Genomic DNA, 568 nt, shown 5'->3' with positions numbered 1-568 from the left:
TCTTTTCAGAATAACATTTAAACATTAAAGCTCCTCATATTCTATACGTATATCTGCAATCTTCTTGCAACTTCCAAATATGCCTCTCTTAAGTCACCTAAATTTAAACGAAAGACATCTTTATCGAATTTTTGAGAAGTAATTTTATCCCATAATCTGCAATTATCTGGACTAATCTCATCAGCTAAAACAATTTTATCAGTTATTGATTTACCAAATTCTAACTTTAAATCTACTAAATTTATTCCAACATTTAAAAACAAATCAAGTAAAAAGTTATTAATTCTCGATGCTTTAGATTTTACCTCTTCCATTTCTTTTTCAGATAGCCAATTAAAATAGAGAATATGATTTTCATTTACCATTGGATCGGCAAGCTCGTCATTTTTATAGAAAAATTCAACTATAGGAGTTTTAAGTTTTTCACCTTCTTTTATATTAAAACGTGTACAAAAACTTCCTGCTGCAATATTTCTAACTACCACTTCAAGAGGTATTATTTCTAATTTTTGAACTAATTGCTCTCTTTCATTTAAAGTTTTGATAAAGTGTGTAGTCACTCCTTCTT

1 protein-coding gene is annotated in these 568 nt (G+C 27.8%); it reads right to left on the bottom strand.

What is annotated here, in order from left to right; genetic code table 11:
* Positions 1-41: 41 nt before the first annotated feature.
* Positions 42-568 (bottom strand): phosphoribosylaminoimidazolesuccinocarboxamide synthase (locus V6U76_RS05425; RefSeq protein ID WP_333024127.1); only part of this gene is annotated, 527 nt, incomplete at its 5' end.

This window comes from Wolbachia endosymbiont of Pentidionis agamae (genome assembly GCF_036711655.1).
Classification (GTDB): Bacteria; Pseudomonadota; Alphaproteobacteria; order Rickettsiales; family Anaplasmataceae; genus JAZHPY01.
Note: the sequence above shows the minus strand (reverse complement) of the source record. Positions and strands in the feature narration are given on the sequence as shown.